Origin of the sequence: Halomonas sp. TP35 (assembly GCF_052375975.1) — a bacterium.
GTDB classification, from domain to species: domain Bacteria; phylum Pseudomonadota; class Gammaproteobacteria; order Pseudomonadales; family Halomonadaceae; genus Vreelandella; species Vreelandella citrativorans.
The window spans coordinates 88,049-109,916 of the sequence record NZ_JBQSUZ010000009.1; the positions used below are offsets into that span (position 1 = coordinate 88,049).

21 protein-coding genes are annotated in these 21,868 nt (G+C 53.6%); 12 read left to right on the plus strand and 9 right to left on the minus strand.

Features of this window, described 5'->3' with window-relative positions:
* Positions 1 to 29: 29 nt before the first annotated feature.
* Positions 30 to 1,307: a serine--tRNA ligase gene (serS, locus tag ACT3RU_RS11995; protein ID WP_192527509.1), complete on the plus strand. Its 1,278-nt coding sequence runs from the start codon at positions 30 to 32 to the stop codon at positions 1,305 to 1,307.
* On the opposite strand, the gene ACT3RU_RS12000 is transcribed toward serS, so the two are convergent.
* Positions 1,252 to 2,079, minus strand: coding sequence for an SIMPL domain-containing protein (locus ACT3RU_RS12000; protein WP_192527508.1), 828 nt, complete (start codon positions 2,077 to 2,079; stop codon positions 1,252 to 1,254). The genes serS and ACT3RU_RS12000 overlap by 56 nt on opposite strands.
* A gap of 195 nt (positions 2,080 to 2,274) precedes the next feature.
* On the opposite strand from ACT3RU_RS12000, the gene ACT3RU_RS12005 reads away from it, so the two are divergent.
* Positions 2,275 to 3,426 (plus strand): AI-2E family transporter, encoded by a 1,152-nt coding sequence (locus tag ACT3RU_RS12005; RefSeq protein WP_192527507.1) that lies wholly within the window; start codon positions 2,275 to 2,277, stop codon positions 3,424 to 3,426.
* A gap of 50 nt (positions 3,427 to 3,476) precedes the next feature.
* Here ACT3RU_RS12005 and trxA read toward each other — a convergent pair whose 3' ends face one another.
* On the minus strand, positions 3,477 to 3,860 hold the full coding sequence (gene trxA / locus ACT3RU_RS12010) for a thioredoxin (RefSeq protein WP_140398967.1): 384 nt from the start codon (positions 3,858 to 3,860) through the stop codon (positions 3,477 to 3,479).
* Between the two features lie 257 nt (positions 3,861 to 4,117).
* Here trxA and cysB point away from each other — a divergent pair, with 257 nt between their 5' ends.
* Entirely contained in the window at positions 4,118 to 5,092 is a 975-nt protein-coding gene (gene cysB / locus ACT3RU_RS12015) for an HTH-type transcriptional regulator CysB (RefSeq protein ID WP_087106693.1), read from the plus strand.
* A 212-nt stretch (positions 5,093 to 5,304) separates the two neighbouring features.
* Here the strand turns inward: cysB and ACT3RU_RS12020 are convergent, their stop codons facing one another.
* Positions 5,305 to 5,940 carry a phosphoadenosine phosphosulfate reductase domain-containing protein gene (locus ACT3RU_RS12020; protein ID WP_192527506.1) on the minus strand — a complete coding sequence of 212 codons (636 nt, stop codon included), beginning with the start codon at positions 5,938 to 5,940 and terminating at the stop codon, positions 5,305 to 5,307.
* Positions 5,941 to 6,057: 117 nt separating this feature from the next.
* Positions 6,058 to 7,431, minus strand: a complete 1,374-nt coding sequence (pabB, locus tag ACT3RU_RS12025) for an aminodeoxychorismate synthase component I (protein ID WP_192527505.1) — start codon at positions 7,429 to 7,431, stop codon at positions 6,058 to 6,060.
* 235 nt (positions 7,432 to 7,666) lie between these two features.
* On the opposite strand from pabB, the gene ACT3RU_RS12030 reads away from it, so the two are divergent.
* From ACT3RU_RS12030 to prpD, 6 genes are all read left to right on the plus strand, one after another.
* Positions 7,667 to 8,440 (plus strand): GntR family transcriptional regulator, encoded by a 774-nt coding sequence (locus tag ACT3RU_RS12030; RefSeq protein WP_087106687.1) that lies wholly within the window; start codon positions 7,667 to 7,669, stop codon positions 8,438 to 8,440.
* On the plus strand, positions 8,440 to 9,333 hold the full coding sequence (gene prpB / locus ACT3RU_RS12035) for a methylisocitrate lyase (protein WP_087106685.1): 894 nt from the start codon (positions 8,440 to 8,442) through the stop codon (positions 9,331 to 9,333). The genes ACT3RU_RS12030 and prpB overlap by 1 nt, the downstream gene beginning before the upstream one ends.
* Positions 9,334 to 9,403: 70 nt before the next feature.
* Positions 9,404 to 10,531 carry a bifunctional 2-methylcitrate synthase/citrate synthase gene (gene prpC / locus ACT3RU_RS12040; RefSeq protein WP_192527504.1) on the plus strand — a complete coding sequence of 376 codons (1,128 nt, stop codon included), beginning with the start codon at positions 9,404 to 9,406 and terminating at the stop codon, positions 10,529 to 10,531.
* 68 nt (positions 10,532 to 10,599) lie between these two features.
* The gene (gene acnD / locus ACT3RU_RS12045) at positions 10,600 to 13,218 is read left to right on the plus strand and encodes a Fe/S-dependent 2-methylisocitrate dehydratase AcnD (protein ID WP_192527503.1); all 2,619 of its coding nucleotides are present in this window, start codon (positions 10,600 to 10,602) and stop codon (positions 13,216 to 13,218) included.
* 59 nt (positions 13,219 to 13,277) lie between these two features.
* The gene (gene prpF, locus ACT3RU_RS12050; RefSeq protein WP_192527502.1) at positions 13,278 to 14,456 is read left to right on the plus strand and encodes a 2-methylaconitate cis-trans isomerase PrpF; all 1,179 of its coding nucleotides are present in this window, start codon (positions 13,278 to 13,280) and stop codon (positions 14,454 to 14,456) included.
* Between the two features lie 28 nt (positions 14,457 to 14,484).
* Positions 14,485 to 15,969, plus strand: a complete 1,485-nt coding sequence (gene prpD, locus ACT3RU_RS12055) for a 2-methylcitrate dehydratase (protein ID WP_192527501.1) — start codon at positions 14,485 to 14,487, stop codon at positions 15,967 to 15,969.
* A gap of 167 nt (positions 15,970 to 16,136) precedes the next feature.
* Here prpD and ACT3RU_RS12060 read toward each other — a convergent pair whose 3' ends face one another.
* A complete protein-coding gene (locus tag ACT3RU_RS12060) occupies positions 16,137 to 16,421 on the minus strand; it encodes a ComEA family DNA-binding protein (RefSeq protein ID WP_192527500.1) in 285 nt (94 codons plus the stop codon).
* A 231-nt stretch (positions 16,422 to 16,652) separates the two neighbouring features.
* Here ACT3RU_RS12060 and pyrF point away from each other — a divergent pair, with 231 nt between their 5' ends.
* Positions 16,653 to 17,345, plus strand: a complete 693-nt coding sequence (gene pyrF, locus ACT3RU_RS12065) for an orotidine-5'-phosphate decarboxylase (RefSeq protein ID WP_192527499.1) — start codon at positions 16,653 to 16,655, stop codon at positions 17,343 to 17,345.
* A 19-nt stretch (positions 17,346 to 17,364) separates the two neighbouring features.
* Here pyrF and lapB read toward each other — a convergent pair whose 3' ends face one another.
* The 3 genes from lapB to ACT3RU_RS12080 all read right to left on the minus strand — a co-directional run bounded on the left by lapB (position 17,365) and on the right by ACT3RU_RS12080 (position 19,279).
* On the minus strand, positions 17,365 to 18,564 hold the full coding sequence (lapB, locus tag ACT3RU_RS12070; protein ID WP_192527498.1) for a lipopolysaccharide assembly protein LapB: 1,200 nt from the start codon (positions 18,562 to 18,564) through the stop codon (positions 17,365 to 17,367).
* Positions 18,565 to 18,870: a lipopolysaccharide assembly protein LapA domain-containing protein gene (locus tag ACT3RU_RS12075; protein ID WP_087106669.1), complete on the minus strand. Its 306-nt coding sequence runs from the start codon at positions 18,868 to 18,870 to the stop codon at positions 18,565 to 18,567. It abuts the gene before it with no gap.
* A 112-nt stretch (positions 18,871 to 18,982) separates the two neighbouring features.
* Entirely contained in the window at positions 18,983 to 19,279 is a 297-nt protein-coding gene (locus ACT3RU_RS12080; protein ID WP_087106667.1) for an integration host factor subunit beta, read from the minus strand.
* Between the two features lie 213 nt (positions 19,280 to 19,492).
* On the opposite strand from ACT3RU_RS12080, the gene ACT3RU_RS12085 reads away from it, so the two are divergent.
* Entirely contained in the window at positions 19,493 to 19,786 is a 294-nt protein-coding gene (locus tag ACT3RU_RS12085; RefSeq protein WP_087106665.1) for an FAD assembly factor SdhE, read from the plus strand.
* Positions 19,746 to 20,144, plus strand: a complete 399-nt coding sequence (locus tag ACT3RU_RS12090; RefSeq protein ID WP_225733804.1) for a hypothetical protein — start codon at positions 19,746 to 19,748, stop codon at positions 20,142 to 20,144. Before ACT3RU_RS12085 ends, ACT3RU_RS12090 begins: the two co-directional genes overlap by 41 nt.
* Here the strand turns inward: ACT3RU_RS12090 and nadB are convergent.
* The gene (gene nadB, locus ACT3RU_RS12095; RefSeq protein WP_192527497.1) at positions 20,121 to 21,719 is read right to left on the minus strand and encodes an L-aspartate oxidase; all 1,599 of its coding nucleotides are present in this window, start codon (positions 21,717 to 21,719) and stop codon (positions 20,121 to 20,123) included. The two genes, ACT3RU_RS12090 and nadB, sit on opposite strands and share 24 nt — an antisense overlap.
* Positions 21,720 to 21,868 lie beyond the last annotated feature (149 nt).

A 21,868-nucleotide genomic window follows, 5' to 3' on the forward strand; every position in this document is an offset into this window, starting at 1 on the left:
TTAACTGAATACAGGCCAAGGAATAACTCATGCTCGATCCGAAACTGCTACGCGGTGATCTGGACGCGCTAGCGCAACAACTAGCTCGTCGCGGCTTTGTACTGGATAAAGAGGGGCTTCAGACGCTGGAGTCGCGCCGCCGTGAATTGCAAACGCAGACCGAGCAACTGCAAAGCGAGCGTAATACGCGCTCAAAAGCCATTGGCAAGGCCAAAGCCAGTGGCGAAGATATCCAGCCGCTGTTGGATGAAGTCAGCGATTTAGGCGATCGTCTGGATAATGCCAAGCGTGAGTTGGCTGAGGTGCAAGCGGCCTGGGATGATGCGGTCAGCGGTATTCCTAACCTGCCCCATGAGAGCGTCCCTGAAGGTGAAAAAGAAGAAGACAACGTTGAACTGCACCGTTGGGGTACACCGCGTGAGTTCGATTTTGACGTGCTCGATCATGTCGATTTAGGCAAAAAATCCGGTTATCTGGATTTTGAATTGGCCGTCAAACTGACCGGTGCCCGCTTTGCCGTTATGCGTGGGCCCATTGCTCGTCTGCACCGCGCGCTGGCTCAATTTATGCTGGATACCCAAACCGAGAAGCACGGCTATGAAGAGTGCTACGTGCCCTATATGGTGAACCGCGACTCACTAACGGGCACCGGCCAGTTGCCGAAGTTTGGCGAAGATCTGTTCAAGCTGGATGATGAGCGCGAGTACTACTTGATACCTACTTCTGAAGTGCCTCTCACCAACTTTGTGCGTGACGAGATTGTGGATCAAGCGGCATTGCCGATGAAACTTACGGCGCACACGCCGTGTTTTCGTAGCGAGGCTGGTTCGCACGGGCGTGATACTCGCGGCATGATCCGTCAGCATCAGTTTGATAAAGTGGAAATGGTGCAAATTGTAGAACCAGAGAAGAGCTATGAAGCGCTGGATGAAATGCGTGGTCATGCAGAGGCGATCTTACAAGCGTTAGAGTTGCCGTACCGCGTAGTGACACTTTGCACGGGCGATATGGGCTTTGGAGCATCGAAGACCTACGACCTGGAAGTCTGGCTGCCCAGCCAGAGCACTTATCGGGAAATTTCGTCTGTTTCCAACTGCGAAGACTTTCAGGCACGACGTATGCAGGCTCGCTTCCGTCAACCGGATGTGAAAAAGCCACAGCTCCTGCATACGTTAAATGGTTCTGGCTTGGCCGTCGGCCGTTGCCTGCTGGCAGTGCTTGAAAATCACCAGCAGGCAGATGGCTCGGTGGTTATTCCCGCGCCGCTACGTCCCTATCTTGGTGGTCAGGAGCGTCTGGCTCTTTAAGCATCCATTCGACATTAACCCCGGCATCAATACGGATGGTGCCGGGGCTGTAATCGCTTTGTGATCCGCTACTGGCCATATCACTCTCAGCCCGCATGGCCATCATGCGGGGCTGAAACATAGGCGCTTGCGTCTCTTCAATACGCTGAACGTGGCCGAGCTCGGTTTCCAGCGTGCTGGCCATCAGGTTGGCTTTGTGGCGAGCTTTCTCCAGCGCTTTTACCAGCGCTTCATCGGTGGCGGCTTCTCTGTCCTGTAAATCAAATTGTACGCCGTCCATTGCATTCACACCCACCCCGATCAGCGCGTTGAGCACATCGCCCAATTGATCAAGATCGGTTAGTTCTATGCTGAACGGGCGTTCAAGACGCGTACGTTGGAGCATCTCCTGATCGCCATTTTCGCTGCGCGGTGCAGCGACATAGTCAGGATAAACGTTCAACGACCCGGCATTGATGGCGCGTCGCTCGATTCCCAAGGCTTCAATGGCTGCGATCAGTTCGCTGGCCCGATTCTCAAGGCGTTCACGGGCTTCTCCTAACGCTTCGCTGTCAGTATCTTCCAGTGAAGAAACGGCAGGCGTGTTTTCCCAAAGGCGCGCAGTGAAAGTAGCCTGGTCGGGTTCAACCTCAACCCAGGACTCCGCTTGGACACTTAAGCTTGGCGGTGCAGACGGGGCCGCAAAGGCGAGGGGAGTGCTCAGAAGCGCCAACAGAGCGCCACTTAAAATTCCATAACGAAAACGCGGTAAACGTGCCGATACTGGGCTCATAGAGAAACTCCTTGAGGTAGAGAAAACTATCCTGGTGCGCGTCAATTAAAAGTATAGACGCTTGCTTGGAATAGCGACTACGGGGAAAGTTCAGCGTAAAAGAGGTGACGCAAAACAGTTGCTTATTATTTGCACGGTTTGTGCAATACCTTTATTACCGCCATTATGTACGGGTAACGAGCTAAGGATGAGGCTATGTCGAAATTATCGGATGAGGATTATCGAAGTATCCCCTTAAATGCCACGTTGGCGCTAGCGGCATTAGTGGTGATTATTGCGGGAATGAAAGTGGGGGCAGATTTACTTGTACCCTTGCTGCTGGCGGTATTTATCGCGGTAGTGTGTACCTCTCCGGTGCAGTGGCTACACCGTTGTGGCCTGAGCATGAGAATGTCGGCTTTTTTAACCCTGATGGTGTTGTTGGGGTTTCTTTCACTGATTGGCGTGTTAGTCGTCAACAGTTTTAGCACCTTTGTGGCGGCGCTGCCTGATATTGAGGAGCGGCTTTACGAGCACTACTGGGATTTGCTTAATACGCTCGCCATGCATGGCTTCAATATTGACCCTGATGAGCTTAGTGCCGTCTTTTTCAATACGGATGAGGAAGGCTCTTCTTGGGTGGCAACGCTGTTGAGTGAACTGGGCAACCTGGTGATGCAAAGTATCATCGTGGGGTTGCTGGTTATTTTTATGCTGTTTGAAACGCTGAACCTTCGCCAAAAAGTTTCGCGTGCCCTAGAAAACCCTGCGCCTAGTTTAAAGCGATTTAGCGAATTCAGCTTAACGCTAAAGCGCTATTTGGCCGTAAAAACAATGATTAGCTTGGCCACGGCGGTATTGATTTGGCTCTCCTGTGTGATTGTTGGGGTTGATTTCCCATTACTTTGGGGCGTTCTGGCGTTTGGGCTTAACTTTATCCCTAACATTGGCTCAGCACTTGCGGCCATCCCTCCAGTGCTGCTGCTTCTGGTGTCCCAGGACGGTGGCGCGCTACAGGCGCTGCTGCTGGCGTCTGCTTATCTGGTCATTAACTTTGTACTTGGTAACCTGATTGAACCGCGTGTCATGGGGCAAGCGCTAGGGCTTTCAACGTTTGTGGCGTTTCTTTCGCTGGTTGTTTGGGGGTGGATTTTTGGACCGGCGGGGATGCTGCTATCTGTCGTGTTAACCATGACCCTAAAAATTGCCTTGGATAGCCATCCGCAGACGCGCTGGATTGCCCATTTTCTGGGACCAGGGAGACACCGCACCGGGCGTTATCTAAGCCAGCAAGATGCAGGTCGCGCACCGTGGAAACGTAAAAATAGTGATACGCACGAAGTGGATCTAAAAGAGGGGGAGAGTTAACAGGAGGGGCCGCACGGCCACCACCGGTTGTGCCGGCGGTGGCCAATTCATCAAGCGTTTTGGTCGATGAATTGCGTTAGTTGAGACTTGGATTGCGCGCCTACCAGTGAGGCAACTTTGGTACCAGACTTGAACAGCATAACGGTCGGTACACCGCGTACGCCTTGTTCAGCGGCAATTTCAGGCGCGTCGTCAACGTTTACGCTGACAACTTTTAAGTTATCACCGCGCTCGGCAGCCACTTCATCGACAACCGGTGCCATAACTTTACACGGGCCACACCAAGGTGCCCAAAATTTTAGCAGCACAGGCTGGTCGGCGTTGAGGACTTCTTGCTCAAAATTAGCGTTAGTGACGTCAACATTATTAGCCATTTGCTTCTCCCGTTTGCGTTGCTCTTGCAGTGTCGTTGCCTCAAATGGAGCAACGGTCATTACGCGTTAAACCTGCGCACTTTCATTGCGCCAAGTCGGCAGATGTTAGCGGGCGCGGCGTTTGCTGGCAAATATCTGCGCTTATTTTTGTGGTTAATTACAAAATTAATAGATGCTAATAGAGGTTATCTCTTATAATATAAGTGAATTATAGAATGTTTTTTTATGCCAAATAGTGCTTTGTGGCGAGTGCAAGATAGGCGGTGCCAGCGTTAGATGACCTGCCTGCTTATCGGTATAGATAATGAGGTGATGATATGAAGCTACAACAACTTCGCTATATTTGGGAAGTTAACCGACACAACCTGAATGTATCGGCGACCGCTCAAAGCCTGTTTACCTCTCAGCCTGGTATTTCCAAGCAAATACGGTTGTTGGAGGATGAGCTGGGCGTTGAGATTTTCGCGCGTAGCGGAAAACATCTAACCCGGGTAACGCCAGCAGGTCAGTCCATTATTAACCTGGCGGGCCAGGTGCTCAAGCTTACCGAAAATATTAAACAGGTGGCCCAGGAGCATAGCGATGAGCGGCGGGGAAGCTTATCTATTGCGACCACGCATACCCAGGCACGCTATGCGCTTCCGCCGATTATCAGTGAATTTACACTGAAATATCCGGAAGTCGCGCTACATATGCAGCAGGGTACGCCTAAGCAAATTGCTCAAATGGTGAGTGAGGGGCAGGCCGATTTTGCGATTGCCACTGAATCGCTGGAGCTTTTTACAGATCTGGTACTCTTGCCTTGTTACCGTTGGAATCGCTGTATCCTGGTGCCTAAAGGGCATCCCTTGGCAGCGCTGAGTGGACCTTTAACGCTGGAAGCATTGGCAGAACATCCGCTGGTGACGTATGTCTTTGGATTTACCGGTCGTTCACAGCTGGATGATGCGTTTAAAGCGAAAGGTTTGACGCCTAACGTTGTGCTAACGGCGGCGGATGCCGACGTGATTAAAACCTATGTGCGGCTCGGTATGGGCGTTGGGATCGTGGCGCATATGGCAGTAGACGATAAGTTGGATGAAGATTTAGTCGCGGTGGATGCCAGCCACCTATTTGCGAGTTCAACGACTAAAATTGGCATTCGCCGAGGCACCTTTATGCGCGGCTATATGTACGATTTCCTGGCGCGTTTTGCGCCACACTTGACGCGAGACCGTGTGGATGAGGCGCTCATTGCCGGCCCGCGCTTTGAACAAGCGCTGTTTGAAGGGATAGAGCTGCCTGAGTACTGATATTTTGTGGGTACTGACGTATTACGAGCATAATGTATTAACGCTTTAAGCGCCCACGTTGTTAGGGGGCATGATGCCAGCGAAACCGCTGGCAAGCCGCTAACAACGTGAGTCGTACGTTCCTAACCTCGGTGCCAGGGTTTTCAGTACCTGGCTTTTCAACGACGGGTTTTCAGTGACAGATTTTCAGAGACAGGTTTTCAGAGACAGGTTTAATGCTGTAGGTGCAAGCCACACTCGCGTTTCTCTTCCACCTTGGTGGGGTCGAAGTAATCGAAGTTGTTAGGCAGGTCGTGCGCCTGTAAATATTGATACATCTCTTTGGCACTCCAATGCAACACCGGCGCCACTTTAACCAGCCCATCACTGTTACGGCTGACGGGCTGCATTTTGGCCCGTTCGGGCGTGTCTTCTGCACGAAGCGCTGTAAACCATACGTCAGGGCGCATCTCACTTAATGCACGTTCAAACGGCTCGATTTTGACCTCTTGGGTGAACGCCGCATGGCGCGAGTCATCAATGCCCGGCATGGGGCCTTCGAGCGCTTCACGGTGCGCGCGTGTCCGCTTGGGTATATAGCTGACCATGTTCAGGTTCAAGCGCGTTATTAGCTCGTCGGCGAATTGATAAGTGGCTTCGGTGTTATAGCCACTGTCCATCCAGACAATCGGCATGTCAGGACGGACCTGCGTCACCATGTGCAGAATAACGGCTTCAAAAGGGCGAAAGTTCGTCGTACAGATCGCCCTTTCACCTTGTGTTAACGCCCACTCAATAAGTGCTTGTGGGTTCTTGCTAAAACCGTTCTCGGAAAAATCACGATTGATCGCATCTAGCGATGAGGACATGCTGCCTCCTTGTCATATTAATGAACCATACCGCTAGGCTATCAAATTGCCTGTCGGTCCCCCCAATACCGTTTGGTTTGGCTTTTATATTCCTTTTTGATTTAAGTACGGTGGCTGTTATTCCAGTGCCTTAATAAGATGACGAATCTTATCCAGTGTCTCCACGTACTCTTCCTCAAGCGCTGAGTCGGCAACCAGGCCGCCGCCGCCCCATACGTGCAGCTTGCCTGCATCAGCCACCAGCGTGCGGATAGTAATCGATGTATCCATGCTGCCGCGTATATCGACGTAGCCCATGCTTCCGCAGTACGCGCTGCGCTGGCAGGGTTCCAGCTCTGCAATAATTTCCATCGCACGAATTTTGGGAGCACCCGTGATCGAGCCCCCGGGGAAGGCGGCGGCTAATAAAGTCAGCGGCGAGGCGCCCGGTGCAAGCTGGCCCTGCACCACGCTGACCAGGTGGTGGACGTTAGGGTAGCTCTCTAACTGGCAAAGCTGAGGCACATGAATAGTGCCAGGTTTGCATACGCGACCAAGGTCATTGCGCAACAAATCAACGATCATCACATTTTCGGCGCGATCTTTCGTGCTGCTCATCAGTTGGTTGGCGAGTGCAATGTCCTCTTCTTTTGTCGCGCCTCGAGGGCGAGTGCCTTTAATGGGGCGTGTCTCCACAGCGCCGTTTCGGCACTGAATAAAGCGCTCTGGCGAAAGGGAAAGGAGAGCCTGGTCGCCCCACGCCATAAACCCTGAGAAAGGAGTGGGAGTGGCGTTTCGTAAGCGCAGATACGCCTGCCACTCATCGCCTTGATAAGCGGCTGAAAGGCGTTGGGCAAGGTTGATTTGATAACAGTCGCCTGCTCGTATGTAACGCTGAACGGCCTGGAAGCGTTTTGAATATTCACTTCGGTTAAGCTCGGTCTGGAAGGGCTCGGTTAAGATAAACGGTTCGCGGTTAACCGCCGGTTGGCTTAACCACTGAAGCACCTGTTCACGGCGCTGCGCGGTGGCAATCAGCCAGGCTTGCTGAGTTTCGTGGTCGAGCGTAATACACCAGTCATATAAGCCCAGGCGTGCCTGGGGTAAGCGGGTGGCATTGGGTTGGTGAGTGCTTGCCAAGGGCTGGCGCCCTAAGTCATAACCCCAATAACCTATTAGCCCACCCATAAAAGGCAAGTGGTCATGCTGGGCGTGTAAGTCTTGCGCGCTAATTCGGCTCGGCAATTGATCGAGTAGCCACTGCTGCTGGAAAAAGCCGTCATCCGGAGGCAGGGCTGATACCTCAAGGTAGTCGCTAGTGAGCGCTGACTTTCCTGAAACATCGACTTCCAGTGTCGCTAACGGGTCACTGCTCATAATGTCGTAGCGCCCTGTAGCGGCAGGGCGTCCACTATCCAGCAATACGGCCCCGGGGCGTTGGCGAAGCGCATTAAATAAATGTAATGGGTCGAGGGAGTAGGGCAGAGTAAAGGCCGACAATGCCTTGGTCATGTAGCGAACGCCTAGCGAATGAAAGGGGCGCCTATCTTAGAGGGCGAGCAAGATTGACACCAGTCGTGCCATCGACGCATTTCTCACGTTTTTTGGAAGATTGTAGACATTGGGTCAAGCGCTAGACTTTCTGCGTACAACGAAAGATGCATCATATCGCCTATATTGAAGGGTTGACGGTTTAAAGTCATAAAGCTAAAGTTTCATCACCTTCTCTAATTGTCGACAATCAAACATGCGCTTACCCGTTTCCTCTTCTAATTGTGACGATTCGCCGCTTGAAATGGTACCGCCTGAAGTGCGAACGCTTGCCGAGCGGGTATTTCATCAGCTTCAAAGCGATATTGTTCGTGGCGTCCTGGCGCCAGGCAGCAAAATCACTGAGCCCGGGCTTTCAAAAACGTACGGCATTTCTCGTGGTCCGCTTCGCGAAGCCATGCGGCGTTTAGAGTCTCACCGCTTGATTGAGCGCGTACCTCACGTCGGCGCACGCGTCGTTAAGCTCTCTATGAAAGAGCTGATAGAGCTCTTTGATGTACGCGAAGCGTTGGAAAGCATGGCCGCAAGGCTAGCGGCGGAGCATATGTCGGCAGAGGAAATACAAGGCCTTCGTGATGTGCTGGCATTGCACGAAGGGCAGGCCGATTTACAACGCGGTGAAGCTTATTATCAGCGTGAGGGCGATCTCGACTTTCATTACCGCATTGTGCAAGGCAGCCACAACAAGATGCTAATGAGCCTGCTGTGCAATGACTTGTACTACCTGGTGCGCCTTTATCGTACGCAGTTTAGTGCCAGCGGTACGCGCCCGCAGCGCGCCTTTGTTGAGCACCACCGGATCGTGGATGCCATTGAAGCAGGTGACGCCGAACTTGCTGAGCTATTAATGCGCCGCCACGTCAGTGCCTCGCGTGCCAATGTTGCCGACCGTTATGCCGCGATTCTTAAACAGCAATCATCTGAGCCTGCCGAGGAACGGCAGGCCACTACCCTTCAGGAGACACGCTAATGTCAACGCTCACCCCTGGCGCCCGTTTTAAAGCCGCCCTTGACGCCCAGCGCCCGCTGGCCATTTTAGGCACTATTAATGCGTATACGGCGATGATGGCTGAACGTGTCGGCCATCAGGCGATCTACCTTTCCGGCGGTGGGGTGGCAAATGCCTCGTTTGGCCTGCCTGATTTAGGGATGACCAGCATGAACGATGTCGCAGAGGATGCGCGCCGTATCTGTGGTGCAACGGACCTGCCGTTGCTGGTGGATATTGATACCGGATGGGGCGGCGCGTTCAATATTGCCCGTACAGTGAAAGAGATGCAGCGTGCTGGCGTCGCCGCCGTTCATCTGGAGGACCAGGTGGCGCAAAAACGTTGTGGTCATCGACCCAACAAGGCAATTGTTTCCCAGGCTGAGATGGTTGATCGTATCAAAGCCGCCGCCGATGCCCGAATAGACCCCGATTTTTATCTGATTGCCCGCACCGATGCTTTTCAAAAAGAGGGTCTGGACGCGGCTATTGAGCGCGCCAATGCCTGCGTTGAAGCCGGTGCGGATGCCATCTTTGCTGAAGCCGTATATACCCTTTCAGATTACCAGGCATTCTGCGAGCGAGTGGATGCCCCGATTCTGGCCAATATCACCGAGTTTGGTGCGACGCCGCTCTTTACTCAAGCCGAGCTTGGCGAGGTTGGTTGCCGCATGGTGCTTTACCCGCTCTCTGCGTTTCGAGCGATGAACGCTGCTGCCCTGAATGTCTATCAAAGCATTCTGGATAACGGGCATCAAAAAGAAGTCGTTAACACCATGCAGACGCGCGATGAACTCTACGATTTCCTCAACTATCACGATTTCGAGCAGAAACTAGACGCGTTATTCGCCGAAAAGGGCGAAGAGCCGCAATAAGGCGTGCACGACAACACTGTTATCTGCAATTAATGATAGGTACAACGATAAGCACACTAGGAGACTCGTCATGGCTGATAAACCGCTAGCGGGAGCAGGGCTGCGTGGACAAAGTGCGGGAACTACCGCCTTGTGTACCGTTGGAAAGACTGGCTCGGGCCTAACGTACCGTGGCTTTGATATCAAAGAGCTGGCTGAAAAGGCTAAATTTGAAGAAGTAGCGTACCTGCTCTTGAAAGGTAAATTGCCTAATCAGGCAGAGCTTGACGACTACATCCGCAAATTAAAGGGCTTGCGTGGGTTGCCCGATGCGCTGAAAACGGTGCTTGAGCAAATTCCGAAAGATGCTCATCCCATGGATGTCATGCGTACCGGCACCTCCATGCTGGGTAATCTTGAAACCGAGCAGAGCTTTGATGAGCAGCAAGACGTCGCCGATCGGCTGCTGGCCGTGTTGCCTTCGATCATTTGCTACTGGTATCGCTACTCTCATGACGGAGTGCGGATTGATACCCAAACCGACGCTGCATCGGTTGGCGGGCATTTCTTGCATCTGCTGCGTGGCGAGCCGGCCTCTGAACTCCATGCGCGAGTGATGAACGTATCGCTTATTTTATATGCCGAGCATGAGTTTAATGCGTCGACCTTTACCGCCCGGGTGTGTGCCTCAACGCTTTCTGATATGCATTCTTGCGTCACCGGCGCCATCGGTTCGCTGCGTGGCCCGCTGCATGGCGGTGCCAATGAAGCGGCCATGGCGATGATCGAAAACTGGAAATCGCCGGAAGAAGCGGAAAGCCAGATCATGGGCATGCTTGAGCGCAAAGATAAAATTATGGGATTTGGCCACGCGATTTATCGCGAGTCTGATCCACGCAACGAGATCATCAAGCAGTGGGCCAAAAAGCTTGCCGATGACGTAGGCGATACGGTGCTTTATCCCGTATCTGAAAGGGTCGAAGAAGTGATGTGGCGTGAGAAAAAGCTGTTCTGCAACGCAGACTTCTTCCATGCCAGCGCCTATCACTTTATGGATATCCCCACCAAGCTGTTCACGCCGATTTTTGTCATGTCCCGGCTAACGGGCTGGGCCGCACATGTCTTTGAACAGCGCGCCAACAATCGAATTATCCGCCCCAGCGCCGACTACATCGGTCCTGAAAAAAGCGAATGGGTCCCCATTGAAGCGCGTGATTAATCAGCGTGCGGCCCGGCAGCTTGCTTGCCGGGCGTTTTTTTAGCTCCCTTTTCATGAGTTTGCTTGCTATGAATAGCCAATATCGTCAACCACTGCCAGGCACCAGCCTTGATTACTTTAATGCGCGCCAAGCCGTTGAGGATATTCAGCCAGGAGCCTACGCCACGCTCCCTTACACATCACGCGTGCTGGCAGAGCAATTGGTACGCCGCTGTGATCCTGAGCTTCTCACCGATGCCCTTAAGCAGCTCATTGAACGCCGACGCGACCTGGACTTCCCTTGGTATCCTGCGCGGGTGGTATGCCACGATATTCTAGGCCAGACGGCGCTGGTTGATTTGGCCGGGCTGCGCGATGCCATCGCTGAGAAGGGCGGTGACCCGGCCAAGGTCAATCCCGTTGTCCCCACCCAACTGATTGTTGACCACTCGTTGGCGGTAGAGCATCCGGGTTTTGAAGAGGGGGCTTTTGAAAAAAATCGCGCCATTGAAGACCGGCGCAACGATGACCGCTTCCACTTTATCAACTGGACCAAAACGGCTTTTGAAAACGTTGATGTTATCCCGCCTGGCAACGGCATCATGCACCAGATCAATCTGGAGAAAATGTCGCCGGTAGTGCAGAACCGGGACGGCATTGCTTATCCTGATACCTGCGTGGGCACCGATAGCCATACCCCCATGGTGGACGCGCTCGGGGTTATTTCAGTCGGCGTGGGTGGCCTGGAGGCTGAAAGCGTCATGCTTGGGCGCGCTTCCATGATGCGCTTGCCTGATATCGTCGGGGTAGAGCTGATCGGCAAGCTGCAGCCGGGAATCACGGGCACTGATATGGTGCTGGCGATCACCGAATTTTTGCGTAAAGAGCGCGTGGTGGGTGCCTACCTGGAATTTTACGGCAAAGGCGCCGATGCGCTGACGGTCGGCGATCGTGCCACGATATCGAACATGACGCCTGAGTACGGTGCGACGGCGGCGATGTTCTATATCGACAGCCAAACCATCGATTATTTGAAGCTCACCGGTCGTGAAGATGCGCAGGTGGCGCTGGTAGAAACTTATGCCAAGCACACCGGCCTCTGGGCGGACAGCCTGACGCAGGTTGAGTACGAGCGAGTGCTGACCTTTGATCTTTCATCGGTCGCGCGGACGTTGGCAGGGCCTTCCAACCCGCATGCTCACCTGCCTACTTCCGAGCTTGTTCAGCGCGGTATTGCGGTAGGACTTGAGGTTGCGCGCGAAGAAGAGAGAGCGGGAAAAATGCCCGATGGCGCCGTTATTATCGCCGCCATTACCAGCTGCACCAATACCTCTAACCCGCGCAATATGGTGGCGGCTGGGTTAATCGCGCGCAACGCCAACCGGCTCGGCTTGTTGCGTAAACCCTGGGTAAAGTCATCTCTGGCGCCCGGTTCGAAAACGGTCAAGATGTACCTGGAAGAAGCCGGCTTGATGAGCGAACTGGAGGGTCTGGGTTTTGGCGTGGTGGCTTATGCGTGTACCACCTGTAACGGCATGTCGGGTGCGCTTGACCCTGTTATTCAGCAGGAAATCATCGACCGGGATCTTTACGCCACGGCAGTGCTTTCCGGTAACCGCAACTTTGATGGGCGGATTCACCCCTATGCCCAGCAGGCCTTTTTGGCCTCGCCGCCGCTGGTGGTTGCTTACGCCATTGCGGGCACTATTCGCTTTGATATTGAAAAAGACGTGTTGGGCATCGATCAGGCGGGCAATCCCGTTACTCTGAAAGATATCTGGCCGGAGGATGAAGAGATCGACGCTATTGTAAAAGCGTCGGTGAAGCCCGAGCAGTTCCGCCAGACCTATATTCCCATGTTTGATCTCGACAAAAGTGCCCGCACCCAAGTAAGCCCGCTGTATGAGTGGCGTCCTCAGAGTACCTATATTCGTCGCCCGCCGTACTGGGAAGGCAATATGGCCAAAGAGCGCGAGCTTAAGAACATGCGCCCGCTGGCGATTCTGCCCGACAATATTACAACCGATCACCTATCGCCCTCTAACGCGATTATGCTGGATAGTGCGGCAGGCGAATATCTTGATCGAATGGGGCTGCCTGAAGAGGACTTCAACTCCTATGCGACGCACCGTGGCGATCATTTGACGGCGCAGCGGGCAACGCTTGCCAACCCCAAACTCTTCAATGAAATGGTGCGCGATGAAGAAGGCAACGTCGTCCAGGGGTCGCTGGCGCGGGTAGAGCCTGACGGGCAGGTTATGCGCATGTGGGAGGCCATTGAAACCTATATGGCGCGTAGACAGCCGCTGATTGTGATTGCCGGTGCCGACTACGGCCAAGGCTCATCAAGAGACTGGGCTGCCAAAGGCGTTGCGCTTGCTGGCGTCGAAACCATTGTCGCCGAAGGGTTTGAGCGTATTCACCGTACAAACCTGATTGGTATGGGAGTAATGCCTCTGCAGTTCGAAGCGGGTACTACGCGTCACACTCTGGGTATTGAAGGAACGGAGGTCTTTGATGTGGAGGGCGTAGCGACACCGGGCGCCATGTTGACGCTGGTTATCCATCGCCAGAATGGCAGCACCGAGCGTGTGCCCGTTATCTGCCGGCTGGATACTGCTGAAGAGGTTACCATTTACTCGGCAGGCGGCGTATTGCAGCGGTTTGCGCAGGATTTCCTGGAAACAAGCGTGGGTGTATCTCCCTGATTAAATCATGCACTTGTAGATAAGCCCGGCACTTAAGCCGGGCGGCCGGAGTTGAGTATATGTCCTCAGTGCCACAGATAAAAATCCCTGCCACTTATATGCGTGGCGGTACCAGTAAAGGCGTATTTTTTAAATTAAGCGATTTACCTGAGGCCGCCCAAGTGCCCGGTAAAGCCCGCGACCAGTTGCTCCTGCGCGTCATTGGTAGTCCTGACCCTTACCAAAAACAGACAGATGGTATGGGCGGCGCGACATCAAGCACCAGCAAAGCAGTGATTATTGCTAAAAGCAGCTCGCCTGAGCATGACGTGGACTACTTGTTTGGCCAGGTCGCCATTGATCGTCCTTATGTGGATTGGAGCGGTAATTGTGGCAACTTGTCGTCTGCCGTAGGGCCTTTTGCGGTTGCCAATGGTTTCGTAGACCCTGCCCGCATACCCGATAACGGGGTGGTTGAGGTGCGAATCTGGCAGGCTAACATTCAAAAAACCATCATCTCGAAAGTGCCTGTCACCAATGGTGAGGTACAGGAAACCGGGGATTTTGAGCTTGATGGCGTAACGTTTCCTGCCGCTGAAGTCGCGGTCGCTTTTATGGACCCTGCCGATGGTGAAGGTGCCATTTTTCCCACCGGAAATGTCGTCGATGAGCTTGAGGTGCCTGGTTTCAAAACGCTAAGTGCCACCATGATCAACGCGGGTATCCCCACTATCTTTATTAACGCAGCAGACCTTGGCTACACCGGAACGGAGCTTCAGGAAGTTATTAACGGGGATGCCAAAGCGCTTGCAATGTTTGAGACCGTTCGTGCTCACGGCGCACTGCGCATGGGGTTAATTGAAGATGTCAGCGAAGCGGCTAATCGCCAGCACACGCCGAAAATAGCATTTGTAGCCCCGTCTGCTGACTACACGGCATCCAGTGGAAACGCCGTTCATGCGGAAGATATTGATTTGCTGGTACGTGCGCTCTCAATGGGTAAGTTACATCATGCAATGATGGGTACCGCTGCCGTTGCCATTGCCGCAGCGGCGGCTATTGAAGGAACCCTGGTAAACCTGGCCGCGGGTGGCGGTAAGCGCCAATCCGTCACGTTTGGCCACCCTTCAGGCAGCTTGCGCGTTGGTGCAGAAGCCAACCTTATCGACGGGCATTGGCAGATCGATAAGGCAATCATGAGCCGCAGCGCTCGCGTGCTGATGGAAGGTACGGTACGCGTGCCAGGCGACAGCTTTTAACTCAATGCATTGATCGGGAGGCGACTCCATGAACGTCACAGCGGAGATAAACGAGCGGCCAGAATACGATGATGAGCTACAGCTAATCGCTGATTATGTGCTGAGCTTTGATACCCCCTCGCCGGCGGCACTGTCCACGGCTCGCTACTGCTTGATGGATACGCTGGGCTGTGGGCTTCTGGCGCTGCGTTTTCCAGAGTGCACCAAGCATCTTGGCCCGCTGGTAGAAGGCACCCAGGTTCCTTTTGGGGCGCGTGTACCGGGCACTTCGCTACGCCTTGACCCGGTAAAAGCGGCTTGGGATATCGGCGCAATTATCCGCTGGCTGGATTATAACGATACCTGGCTTGCCGCCGAGTGGGGGCATCCTTCTGACAACCTGGGCGGTATCCTCGCGGTTGCCGATCATCTGTCGCAAAAGCGGGTTGCTCAGAGTGATGCGCCTCTGACGATGCGTGATGTGTTGAACGCCATGATCATGGCGCATGAAATTCAGGGGGTGCTGGCCCTGGAAAACAGCTTCAACAGAGTGGGGCTTGATCATGTGCTGTTGGTGAAAGTGGCTTCGACGGCGGTGGTTGCCAAGCTAATGGGCGCTACGCGCGAGCAGTTGCTGGCCGCGCTTTCCCATGCGTGGGTAGACGGTCAGAGCCTGCGCACCTACCGACATGCACCCAATGCCGGGTCACGCAAAAGCTGGGCGGCTGGCGACGCCACTTCCCGAGGCGTTCGCCTGGCGGATATGGCGTTACGCGGCGAGATGGGCATCCCCAGTGCGCTCAGTGCACCGCAATGGGGATTTTACGATGTGTCCTTTAGCCATAGTAATAAAGACCTGAGCCTTAAACCTGAAGCAGAGCGGCGACTGCGTTTTCAGCGCGAGTTTGGGTGCTATGTCATGGAGAATATTTTATTCAAGATCGCTTTCCCGGCGGAGTTCCATGCCCAAACCGCCTGCGAAGCGGCCGTGCTTCTGCACGCTCAGGTAAAAGACCGCTTGGTTGATATTGAGCGGATTGTAATTACCACGCATGATTCAGCGATTCGGATAATTTCCAAAACCGGAGCGTTGGCTAATCCGGCTGACCGTGATCATTGTCTGCAATACATGACGGCCGTGCCGCTTATTTTCGGTACGCTTACCGCCGAACACTATGAAGACAGCTTTCATGCGGCTCATCCGCTGATTGATATACTGCGCGACAAAATGGTGGTCGAGGAGAATAGCGACTATTCAGCGGCCTACCACGACCCGCAAAAGCGCTCTATCGCGAATGCTGTGCAGGTCTTTTTCAGTGATGGCAGTGCAACCGACAAGGTCGTAGTGGAATATCCAATAGGCCATCAGCGTCGTCGAGACGAGGGAATGCCGCTACTGGTCGATAAGTTTGAGCGACATCTCGCCACCCGTTTCCCTGTACTTCGCTGCGAAAAAATTAGCCAGCTCTGCGGCAATCAAGCGACGCTTGAAGCAATGCCGGTGGATCAATTCATGTCACTTTGGATGATTTAAAAGCCTGACTAGTCACGGGCAGCAATGCAGAAGAGAGAGGAGTCGTTCGGTGAGTTTTTCAATGCTTGGTATGTGATAAACACTTACCCGGCAAACAGTGTCTGCACTGCTGCCGGGCAATAGCAACCCTACTATGTAGTGCTAAGTAGCAAGACTTACTAAAAGGTTTAGTCTTCGAGCACGATTTGGTCGCGCATGCGATCTACGGTTGCTGCGCCGATGCCGCTGACGCGCGTTAAATCATCAGCACTTGTAAATTCCCCCTTGGCGTCTCGTTCTTCGATAATGGCGGCAGCGCGGCTTGGTCCAATGCCGGGAAGCTCGCTCAACAGCTCAGCGTTTGCGGCATTCACATTGATAGGCGCGACGGCTTGAGCCAGTGCACTACTGGATAATCCCAGACTTAAACTAAGTAACAGGGCGGCAAACAAGCTTTTTAATGTCATGTTCATTACGCGTATTGTTCCTTCTTGTCGATAAAGAAAAGTGGCACTACCGGGTACTGCACTAACGAACACTGCATTAACGGGTGCCTTAATTAACTTAACGCGTTCGCTATCGTGTTGTTGTCAGTGATGTATGACATTATTTGTAGGAGTTTCGCTTGTACAGCGTGGCAAATAGCTTACAAGTGGGTCGTGTTGGGCTGATATAATGCTTAAAAATGCGTATGGAGTAGTGCTGTGTCTGAATCCCCGTTGATTATCGCGCTTGATTACCCGTCGCTTGACGCCGCCTTATGCATGGCGGATCAGCTAGACCCCGCTCGGTGTCGTTTAAAAGTAGGTAAAGAGCTTTATACCCGTAGCGGCCCGGCTATCCTTGAAGCGCTGCATGGGCGCGGGTTCGACGTGTTCCTTGACCTCAAATTTCATGATATTCCCAATACGGTGGCGGGGGCTGTTCAGGCTGCAGCAGAGCAAGGCGTCTGGATGGTGAATGTGCACGCCAGCGGTGGCCGCAAGATGATGGAAGCAGCCGCCGAGCGTTTGGTTAGTCAAGGTTTAGACACGCACCTAATCGCCGTTACCGTATTAACCAGCCTCCAGGAGAGCGACCTGCGCGAAGTGGGTTTAAACGTTTCACCCGCTGAACAGGTAGAGCGCTTGGCTCTGTTGACCCAACAAAGCGGCCTGCACGGCGTTGTATGCTCAGCCCAAGAGGCATCACATTTACAGGCCGTGTGTGGTGAGTCGTTTTTAAAAGTAACGCCCGGTATTCGGCCGAGTTTTGCCGCCGTTAACGATCAGCAGCGTATTATGACGCCGAGCGAAGCGATGCAGGCAGGGAGTACACATTTGGTGATAGGGCGGCCTGTTACTCAGGCATCTGACCCCATGGCGGCGCTGGCAGCTATCGAAGCAGAGCTTCAGTAGCACGATATGTGTGTGCGGGTTACTCGCCCTCTACACCGGTAATCGGCTTGATAGTGCCCCAGCGGCGGCAACTGGGGCACTGCCAGGCAAGGGCATCACTCGTAAAACCACAGCGCCTGCATTGATGACGAGGGCGATCTTTTAAAAGCGCATCCGTGTGGTATTTCAGTAATGATAAGCGAGTGTCCGGCGCAGTTCTTCCACTTAGCTGCTGGCTTTCGACATACAAATCCAGCAGATAGTCCAACCCGCCAAGGCTCGGCGCATCACGTAGCCAGTTTCCGGTTAACTCAATGGCGGTATCCACGCCATCCCGCTGGTGAATAAGCTCGCCGAGCATCACGATAACGCTGGTGTAAGGTGCCTGACCCAGTAGACTGTATAAGTGCTTCTCCAGACCTGCTATATCGTCGTTACGCGAATAGGCCCGCTGGAGGGTTGGCAGCATGGTTGGGATATGCGCGCCATCCTGCTCAGGGATATGGTCAAGACGTTCTATCGCGCGGCCATAGTGGCCGTTATCCATCTCAAGATCCGCCAGTAATAGCGTGGCGCGAATGCAGCGTTCATCCAGCAGTAAGGCTTTTTTTAGATGCTTTTTCGCGAGCGCACGGCTGGACTGTTGGATCTCTTCTATGGCCAACTCGCATAGCCAGTGTGACGCTGGGCGCCGCATACCTGGGTGCTGCTTTAGCAGGGGTTGGATTACCTCTAAAGCGGTTTGCCACTCCCTTTCTCGCTCCAGAAGGCCCACCAATAGCTGCTTGGCCGCATAGCGGCGCTCATCGTCGGTGGATTGCTCAAGCAGCGAGTGCAGCAGTCTCTGGGCACGGTCATGAACACCTAGCGCTATAAAATCGCGCGCAAGCTCAAGTTGGATGCGTTCGTTGGTGCCATGCGATAGGGCTGGGCGTGCAAGCAGGTTTTGGTGAATACTGACGGCTTTGTCTGCCTCGCCACGCGTGCGAAAGAGTTTACCCAGCGCGATATGGGTATCTACCGTATCGCTATTAACATCAAGTGCACTGATAAACGTGTTAATGGCTTCATCGGGCTGCTCATTCAGCAGGTAATTTAACCCAACGAAGTATTCGCGCGACAGTTGAGAAGGCGGCGCTGTTGGCGCTTGCCGGTGGCGCCGGGCAGCGTATCGAATACCTAGCCCGAAGCCTATGGCAATCGCTGTCAACAGTAACCCTAGCAGCATGACATCATGCATTTACGCTAGTTCCTTAAACTCCTGGGTGCGTAAGCGATCAAGTTCTTTGCGCTGTTGTTTGTTATGGCGCTCGCTGCGCGCAAGACGTGCTTTCAATCGTACGTATACTCCCATCATCGCGAGCATGCCAAGTATTACGCCAAACGTTAATGTCGCCAGCAGCCATACAGAGAGTGTGATGGGGGGGAGTTCGACCCAGATCAGATTCAAGGCAATGGTTTGCTGATTATTGACGGCAAACAAGATGCCTACCAGTAGAACAACCAGCAAAATAATGGCGAGAATCAGCCCTTTAATCCAACGCATGAGAGTTTCCTAGTCAGTGACGTTCGCAGTATGGCCCTATTGTGTATGAGTCTTGGTGCGACGTCATCCCACAGTCACAGATTACCAAAGTATGGCGGCTTCGGGCTCTGTGTTAGTAACCCAGCGCACGGCTGGCATCTACCTGTTCGCGCAGCTCTTTGCCGGGCTTAAAGTGCGGTACATATTTACCGTCCAACTCGACCGGGTCGCCCGTTTTGGGGTTACGGCCAGTACGCGGCTCACGGAAATGCAGTGAGAAACTGCCAAAGCCACGTATTTCCACACGACCACCACTGGAGAGAGCGTCCGTCATATCGTCCAGTATAATACGTACCGCCGTCTCGACGTCTTTGGCGGATAGCTCCGGTTGACGCATCGCGATTTGTTCGATTAGTTCAGATTTTGTCATCGGTTGGCTCCCTGTAAACTGTGAAGGCTGCCGTTAACAATAGCGGCTGACCTTGATAACCTCGAATTCAGCATACTGTGCAAATTGATATTAAACAATTCAGATAAAACAAGGTACTAGACTGAATAACAGCATAGGCGAAGCTTGGCGCTGGCGCGACCCTTTAGCTTAGGTATACTGACGGTTCATTTTTACCAATGAAAGAGGCTGACCTTGAACGACGATACATCCCCAGCAGCCGTGCTACGTAAGCGACTCTACTGGCACTCGCGTCGCGGTATGTGGGAGCTTGATCTGTTGCTGATCCCGTTTTTAGAAAAACGCTTTGACACACTTAGCGAAGAGGAGCAGTTGACTTATCAGCGCCTAATTGAAGAAGAAGACCAGGACTTGTTTGTTTGGCTCATGCACCGTGAATGGCCTGAAGACCCAGCGTTAAAGCATATGGTGAAAATGATCGTTGAGCATGCGGAAAACACCGATAATTCTGCCTATCGTACCCTCTAAAACGGCTGCCCTGCTTCAGTCGGGCTTGGCGGTGGGGCTCTGTTCGTTGAGTTACTGGGTATTGGGGCTGTGGGTAGGCAGCGGCATTACCTTAGTCGTCAGCCTTTTACTGTGGCGTACTCTGCATAGGCAAGTCCATGGCGTGCTTTATCTAAGCAAGCGTGATACGGCTATTTATGGCCGTTGGCGACAGCCCTATGGAGAGTTGAGCGATGAAGTGACGGTTCGCTGTGATTACCTGGGGCCTTGGCTGGTGGGCTTGTGGGTGGGGCCACAGCGGCTCTGGCTGTGGCCCGATAGTTTCTCTCGCTCTCATCACCGTTTGTTGCGCCGTTTATACCACCGTGCCGGGCATTAAATCCGCCAGCGTTAAACAAGAAGCCGCAGGGGCGGGAAGGTGAGACGGCCAATCCATAGAGTAATGTAACCCGCGTGATTCATGCCGCTTCAATGCGGCGATAACGGTTAGTTGAGCCAGCCTGATTACTTGGCGTAATTGCATGTACTCAGGTTGAAACTGACCGGCTCCTAAACTTTCCAAACGCTTATCCAATAACGCCAACTGCTCATGGGCGGCAGCCAATCCTGAGTTGCTGCGTACAATCGACACCTGTTGGCTCATCGTGGTTCGTAGCTCGTGGCGCCATTGAGCCAGTAGGTCCTGCTCTTCGGTGCTTAATCGCCGGGCAGATGGTGGTGTGGGCGTAATGGGCGGCGCGTGCCATTCGTTGAGATGTTGTTCTCGAAGTGCGCTTGCACAGCTACGCGCATACACCAGGCATTCCAACAGTGAGTTGCTGGCCATGCGGTTGGCACCATGTAGGCCGGTACAGGCAACTTCACCTACTGCATAAAGCCCCGGTATGCCTGTCGCGCCCTGATGATCGGTTGCAATGCCCCCGCAGCTATAATGGGCGGCGGGGACGACGGGGATGGGTTGCTGGGTAATATCAATCCCGCGCGAGGCGCAGTGCGCCAAAATGGTTGGGAAGTGGTGGTGAATGGCTTTTTCACCAAGGTGGCGGATATCCAGCCATACGTGTCCTTGGGTGCCTTGCTGAATTTGAGCATCAATTGCTCGTGCAACAACGTCCCTGGGAGCAAGTTCTGCGCGAGGATCAATGGCCGTCATAAACCGCTCGCCGGCTTCATTGAGTAAGTAACCACCTTCGCCACGTACCGCTTCGCTAATTAAAAACGCGGGGCCGTTAGGATCATACAGGCTGGTCGGGTGAAACTGCTGAAACTCCAGATTCATTAATCGCGCACCAAGCTCCGCAGCCATCATCATGCCTTCGCCGCTGCCAGGGGTCGGCGTTGTGGTATAGCGATAAAGGCCGCTAGCGCCACCGGTGGCTAGCGTGGTGTAAGTCGCGGTGAGTGTTTGCCGTTGTCGCTCTGTATCGACGCCATAGGCACCCGTGCAGTGCCCGTGGCTGTTTTGGAGTAATCCTAAAATAGTGATATCGCGGCGTAGGGTAATATTGGCATGCGCGGCGACTTTGTCTTGCAGGGTATCTACCACAGCGCGCCCCGTGGCGTCGTCGGCATGAATAATACGCCGGGCGTTATGGCCGCCTTCACGGGTCAGGTGATACGGATAGCAAGCGTCAGGGGCGGGGTCCGGGGTGAAATATACCCCTCGATCAATTAACCATTGGATAGCAGCCGGACCGTGGGTAACTGTGAAGCGTACGGCCTGCTCATCACATAAGCCGTCACCAGCGACAAGTGTGTCACGAACATGCGCTTCCAGGTTGTCTTCAGGGGAGAGCACCGCTGCAATACCACCCTGGGCCCATCGGCTGGCGCCTTTGTCATTGTGGGCCGGGTTTACCAGCGTCACCGACAGTTTGTCGGCAATATCCAGGGCGAGGGTTAACCCGGCGACGCCGCCGCCAATAATTAATACATCGGTTGTTGGCGTGCTCATGCGGCCCGCTCCTTATTTTTGCTATCTGGCGCTATGGCGCATAAAAGGTAAGCGTATAGCGTAGTCATTAGTCGTTGACGATGTATAGACGCAAAAAAATCCGCGTCGATCAAAATGATCTCGCAGATAATAAATTCATAGAGGGAGAT

What these genes read in the sequence shown, in the direction of transcription:
- serS (WP_192527509.1), top strand. Translation starts at nt 30, where the DNA reads ATGCTCGATCCGAAACTGCTACGCGGTGATCTGGACGCGCTAGCGCAA.
- ACT3RU_RS12000 (WP_192527508.1), bottom strand. Translation starts at nt 2,079, where the DNA reads ATGAGCCCAGTATCGGCACGTTTACCGCGTTTTCGTTATGGAATTTTA.
- ACT3RU_RS12005 (WP_192527507.1), top strand. Translation starts at nt 2,275, where the DNA reads ATGTCGAAATTATCGGATGAGGATTATCGAAGTATCCCCTTAAATGCC.
- trxA (WP_140398967.1), bottom strand. Translation starts at nt 3,860, where the DNA reads ATGACCGTTGCTCCATTTGAGGCAACGACACTGCAAGAGCAACGCAAA.
- cysB (WP_087106693.1), top strand. Translation starts at nt 4,118, where the DNA reads ATGAAGCTACAACAACTTCGCTATATTTGGGAAGTTAACCGACACAAC.
- ACT3RU_RS12020 (WP_192527506.1), bottom strand. Translation starts at nt 5,940, where the DNA reads ATGTCCTCATCGCTAGATGCGATCAATCGTGATTTTTCCGAGAACGGT.
- pabB (WP_192527505.1), bottom strand. Translation starts at nt 7,431, where the DNA reads ATGACCAAGGCATTGTCGGCCTTTACTCTGCCCTACTCCCTCGACCCA.
- ACT3RU_RS12030 (WP_087106687.1), top strand. Translation starts at nt 7,667, where the DNA reads ATGCGCTTACCCGTTTCCTCTTCTAATTGTGACGATTCGCCGCTTGAA.
- prpB (WP_087106685.1), top strand. Translation starts at nt 8,440, where the DNA reads ATGTCAACGCTCACCCCTGGCGCCCGTTTTAAAGCCGCCCTTGACGCC.
- prpC (WP_192527504.1), top strand. Translation starts at nt 9,404, where the DNA reads ATGGCTGATAAACCGCTAGCGGGAGCAGGGCTGCGTGGACAAAGTGCG.
- acnD (WP_192527503.1), top strand. Translation starts at nt 10,600, where the DNA reads ATGAATAGCCAATATCGTCAACCACTGCCAGGCACCAGCCTTGATTAC.
- prpF (WP_192527502.1), top strand. Translation starts at nt 13,278, where the DNA reads ATGTCCTCAGTGCCACAGATAAAAATCCCTGCCACTTATATGCGTGGC.
- prpD (WP_192527501.1), top strand. Translation starts at nt 14,485, where the DNA reads ATGAACGTCACAGCGGAGATAAACGAGCGGCCAGAATACGATGATGAG.
- ACT3RU_RS12060 (WP_192527500.1), bottom strand. Translation starts at nt 16,421, where the DNA reads ATGAACATGACATTAAAAAGCTTGTTTGCCGCCCTGTTACTTAGTTTA.
- lapB (WP_192527498.1), bottom strand. Translation starts at nt 18,564, where the DNA reads ATGCATGATGTCATGCTGCTAGGGTTACTGTTGACAGCGATTGCCATA.
- ACT3RU_RS12075 (WP_087106669.1), bottom strand. Translation starts at nt 18,870, where the DNA reads ATGCGTTGGATTAAAGGGCTGATTCTCGCCATTATTTTGCTGGTTGTT.
- ACT3RU_RS12080 (WP_087106667.1), bottom strand. Translation starts at nt 19,279, where the DNA reads ATGACAAAATCTGAACTAATCGAACAAATCGCGATGCGTCAACCGGAG.
- ACT3RU_RS12090 (WP_225733804.1), top strand. Translation starts at nt 19,746, where the DNA reads ATGCGGAAAACACCGATAATTCTGCCTATCGTACCCTCTAAAACGGCT.
- nadB (WP_192527497.1), bottom strand. Translation starts at nt 21,719, where the DNA reads ATGAGCACGCCAACAACCGATGTATTAATTATTGGCGGCGGCGTCGCC.